This window comes from Bifidobacterium sp. SO4 (assembly GCF_018555355.1).
Taxonomy (GTDB): Bacteria; Actinomycetota; Actinomycetes; order Actinomycetales; family Bifidobacteriaceae; genus Bifidobacterium; species Bifidobacterium miconisargentati.
In genome coordinates this window covers 1-5,047 of the sequence record NZ_JAFEJP010000029.1, presented here as the reverse complement: position 1 = coordinate 5,047, position 5,047 = coordinate 1, and the positions used below count along the sequence as shown (strand labels likewise).

General features: G+C 58.7%; 2 rRNA genes. Both read left to right on the top strand.

Annotated elements, in window-relative coordinates:
• Positions 1-5: 5 nt before the first annotated feature.
• Positions 6-1,530: ribosomal RNA gene (locus JS536_RS11595) — 16S ribosomal RNA — on the top strand.
• A 458-nt stretch (positions 1,531-1,988) separates the two neighbouring features.
• A 23S ribosomal RNA gene (locus JS536_RS11590) occupies positions 1,989-5,047 on the top strand.
• Together the 16S and 23S rRNA genes form the textbook arrangement of a ribosomal RNA operon.

The window sequence follows — 5,047 nt, the reverse complement described above, 5'->3', positions numbered from 1 at the left end:
TTTTTTTTGTGGAGGGTTCGATTCTGGCTCAGGATGAACGCTGGCGGCGTGCTTAACACATGCAAGTCGAACGGGATCCAAGCAGCTTGCTGTTTGGTGAGAGTGGCGAACGGGTGAGTAATGCGTGACCGACCTGCCCCATGCTCCGGAATAGCTCCTGGAAACGGGTGGTAATGCCGGATGTTCCACATGAGCGCATGCGATTGTGGGAAAGCTTTCGCGGCATGGGATGGGGTCGCGTCCTATCAGCTTGATGGCGGGGTAACGGCCCACCATGGCTTCGACGGGTAGCCGGCCTGAGAGGGCGACCGGCCACATTGGGACTGAGATACGGCCCAGACTCCTACGGGAGGCAGCAGTGGGGAATATTGCACAATGGGCGCAAGCCTGATGCAGCGACGCCGCGTGAGGGATGGAGGCCTTCGGGTTGTAAACCTCTTTTAGCAGGGAGCAAGCGTTAAGTGAGTGTACCTGTTGAATAAGCACCGGCTAACTACGTGCCAGCAGCCGCGGTAATACGTAGGGTGCAAGCGTTATCCGGAATTATTGGGCGTAAAGGGCTCGTAGGCGGTTCGTCGCGTCCGGTGTGAAAGTCCATCGCTTAACGGTGGATCTGCGCCGGGTACGGGCGGGCTGGAGTGCGGTAGGGGAGACTGGAATTCCCGGTGTAACGGTGGAATGTGTAGATATCGGGAAGAACACCAATGGCGAAGGCAGGTCTCTGGGCCGTTACTGACGCTGAGGAGCGAAAGCGTGGGGAGCGAACAGGATTAGATACCCTGGTAGTCCACGCCGTAAACGGTGGATGCTGGATGTGGGGCACGTTCCACGTGTTCCGTGTCGGAGCCAACGCGTTAAGCATCCCGCCTGGGGAGTACGGCCGCAAGGCTAAAACTCAAAGAAATTGACGGGGGCCCGCACAAGCGGCGGAGCATGCGGATTAATTCGATGCAACGCGAAGAACCTTACCTGGGCTTGACATGTTCCCGACAGCCGCAGAGATGTGGTTTCCCTTCGGGGCGGGTTCACAGGTGGTGCATGGTCGTCGTCAGCTCGTGTCGTGAGATGTTGGGTTAAGTCCCGCAACGAGCGCAACCCTCGCCCCGTGTTGCCAGCATTTCGGATGGGAACTCACGGGGGACCGCCGGGGTTAACTCGGAGGAAGGTGGGGATGACGTCAGATCATCATGCCCCTTACGTCCAGGGCTTCACGCATGCTACAATGGCCGGTACAACGGGATGCGACGCCGTGAGGCGGAGCGGATCCCTGAAAACCGGTCTCAGTTCGGATCGCAGTCTGCAACTCGACTGCGTGAAGGCGGAGTCGCTAGTAATCGCGAATCAGCAACGTCGCGGTGAATGCGTTCCCGGGCCTTGTACACACCGCCCGTCAAGTCATGAAAGTGGGCAGCACCCGAAGCCGGTGGCCTAACCCCCTGTGGGAGGGAGCCGTCTAAGGTGAGGCTCGTGATTGGGACTAAGTCGTAACAAGGTAGCCGTACCGGAAGGTGCGGCTGGATCACCTCCTTTCTACGGAGTATTCAGGCTTCTGTTTGGAAGCCGGTGTGCGCCCCGAGTCCGGAATGGTTCCGGTGTCTCGTGGGTTGCTGGTGTGGAAGAGATCATGGGCTTGTCGCCCGCCGGTCGTGCGGTGGGTGTGGGAAGCGGTATGGATGCGCTTTTGGGCTCCCGGATCGCCACCCCAGGCCTTAGGGTCTGGTGCGATTCGCTGCCCCATGGGTCCGGCCCGCGGGATTGTTCCCGTGCGGTTGCGATCGGTGGGTGCGTGGTGGTTTGAGAACTGGATAGTGGACGCGAGCAAGATAAAGTTTCTTATTTGATTCTTTTCTTGTTGTTGATTTCGTTTCGAACTCAAAGTTTTTTTTGTTGTTCGTTTCGATCGTTTTGTGATCGTTTGATGTGTTGATTTGTTGTCTGGGAGTCCAGAGTTAGCTGTTTTCGGGATCATGCAACGCCGTTGCGTGTTGTGTGTTGTCTTGAAGGGCGTATGGTGGATGCCTTGGCAGACAGGACCGATGAAGGACGTGGGGGGCCGCGATAGGCCTCGGGGAGCCGCCGACCGGGCTTTGATCCGAGGATTTCCGAATGGGGGAACCCAGCCGCCGTCATGGGCGGTTACCGCTTTTGCGGGGGGTACGCAGGGAAGTGAAACATCTCAGTACCTGCAGGAAAGGATATTCCGTGAGTAGTGGCGAGCGAAAGCGGATCAGGCCAAACCTCATGCGTGTGATACCCGTCGGGGGTTGCGTGTGGGGTGTTGTGGGAGCGTGTGTCCCGGTGCCGACGTGCCGGGCGATGGTGATAAAGACGTGTGTTAGGGGAACCGGATTGAATGCCGGGCCGTAGAGGGTGAGGGCCCCGTACCCGTATGCGCATGTCCCGTCGATCGTGTGTCCCAAGTAGCACGGGTCCCGTGGAACCCCGTGCGAATCCGTCTCGACCGTGAGATAAGCCTAAATATTCCTGTCTGACCGATAGTGAACTAGTACCGTGAGGGAAAGGTGAAAAGCACCCCGGGAGGGGAGTGAAACAGTCCCTGAAACCGTGCGCCTACAAACCGTCGGAGCCCTGCGGGGTGACGGCGTGCCTATCGAAAAATGAGTCTGCGAGTCAGTGGTGCGTGGCGAGCATAACCCGTGTGGGGTATGCGTAGCGAAAGCGAGTCTTAAAAGGCGTGTTCAGTCGCGTGTCCTGGACCCGAAGCGGGATGATCTAGCCCTGAGCAGGTTGAAGCGCGGGTAAGACCGTGTGGAGGACCGAACCCACCTGGGTTGAAAACCGGGGGGATGACTTGGGGTTAGGGGTGAAAGGCCAATCAAATTCCGTGATAGCTGGTTCTCTCCGAAATGCATTTAGGTGCAGCGTCAGGTTATTGCGTCCGGGGGGTAGAGCTACTGGATGCTTGCGGGCCCGTATCGGGTACCAATAGCAACCAAACTCCGAATACCCGTGACGTGTATCCTGGCAGTGACCCGGCGGGGGATAAGCTTCGTCGTGGAAAGGGAAACAGCCCAGACCGTCGTCTAAGGTCCCCAAGCGCGTGCTAAGTGGGAAAGGATGTGGAGTCGCATAGACAGCCAGGAGGTTGGCTCAGAAGCAGCCACCCTTGAAAGAGTGCGTAACAGCTCACTGGTCTAGTGGTTCCGCGCCGACAATGTAGCGGGGCTCAAGCACGCCACCGAAGACGCGGCAACAGTCTTTAGGATTGTTGGGTAGGAGAGCGTCCCCTGCGGGGCGAAGCGGCGGCGTAAGCCGGCCGTGGACTGCAGGGGAGTGAGAATGCAGACATGAGTAGCGAAAGCGGGGTGAAGATCCCCGCCGCTGGATGACCAAGGGTTCCAGGGCCACGTTCATCGTCCCTGGGTGAGTCGGGTCCTAAGGCGAGGCCGACAGGCGTAGTCGAATGGATGAACGGGTCGATATTCCCGTACCGGCTGGCGACCGGCAAAACCGAGCCCGTGAGTACTAACCTCCGGTCGGCCGTGAATTCCCCTTCGGGGGTCGGATCGGTCCTCTGTTGGGACTGTAGCGGTAGTAGGTCAGCGCAGGAGTGACACGGAAGGGTGGCCGGCTCCGGAGGTGGTTTTCCGGGGCCAAGCACGCAGCCCGTCCCCCAGGCAAATCCGGGGGGCATGAGGGTGAGGTGCGATGGGACGCGCGTTTTGCGTGGATCCGGTGATCCCGGCCGTCGAGAAAAGCTTCGGCGTGAGGGCGTCAGTCCGCCCGTACCCCAAACCGACACTGGTGGTCAGGTAGAGAATACCAAGGCGATCGAGCGAATCCTGGTCAAGGAACTCGGCAAATCACTCCCGTTCCTTCGGTTTAAGGGAGACCCCCGATGGTGAAAGGACTTGCTCCTGGAGCTGTTGGGGGTGGCACAGACCAGGGGGTAGCGACTGTTTACCAAAAACACAGGTGCATGCGAAGACGCAAGTCGCTGTATATGCACTGACGCCTGCCCGGTGCCGGAAGGTTAAGAGGATCCGTCAGCCTCACGGTGAAGCGGTGAATTCAAGCCCCGGTAAACGGCGGTGGTAACTATAACCATCCTAAGGTAGCGAAATTCCTTGTCGGGTAAGTTCCGACCTGCACGAATGGCGTAACGACTTCCCCACTGTCTCGACCAGGAGCTCGGCGAAATTGCAGTACGAGTAAAGATGCTCGTTAAGCGCAGAAGGACGAAAAGACCCCGGGACCTTTACTATACCTTGGTATTGGCATTCGGTGTGGATTGTGTAGCATAGGCGGGAGACTACGAGACCGCGGCGCCAGCCGTGGTGGAGTCGCAAGGTGAAATACCGCTCTGTTCGCATTGGATGTCTAACCTCGGCCAGTCATCCTGGTCAGGGACAGTGCCTGGCGGGTAGTTTAACTGGGGCGGTTGCCTCCCAAAGAGTAACGGAGGCGCCCAAAGGTTCCCTCAGCCCGGTTGGCAATCGGGTGTCGAGTGCAAGTGCACAAGGGAGCTTGACTGCGAGAGCGACGGCTCGAGCAGGGACGAAAGTCGGGACTAGTGATCCGGTGCCGGTGTACGGACGCGGCATCGCTCAACGGATAAAAGGTACCCCGGGGATAACAGGCTGATCATTCCCAAGAGTCCATATCGACGGGATGGTTTGGCACCTCGATGTCGGCTCGTCGCATCCTGGGGCTGGAGCAGGTCCCAAGGGTTCGGCTGTTCGCCGATTAAAGCGGCACGCGAGCTGGGTTCAGAACGTCGTGAGACAGTTTGGTCTCTATCCTCTGCGCTCGTTGGAATGTTGAGGAGGCCTGCCCATAGTACGAGAGGACCTGGGTGGACGAACCTCTGGTATGCCGGTTGTCGCGCCAGCGGCACGGCCGGTTGGCTACGTTCGGAAGGGATAACCGCTGAAAGCATCTAAGCGGGAAGCCTGCTCCAAGATAAGCATTCCATGAGACCTTCGGGTCTCTGTACCCCCCATGTAGAACACGTGGTCGATAGGCCGGACGTGGAAGCCCCGCGAGGGGTGGAGCTGACCGGTACTAACGGGGAAACGACAACACA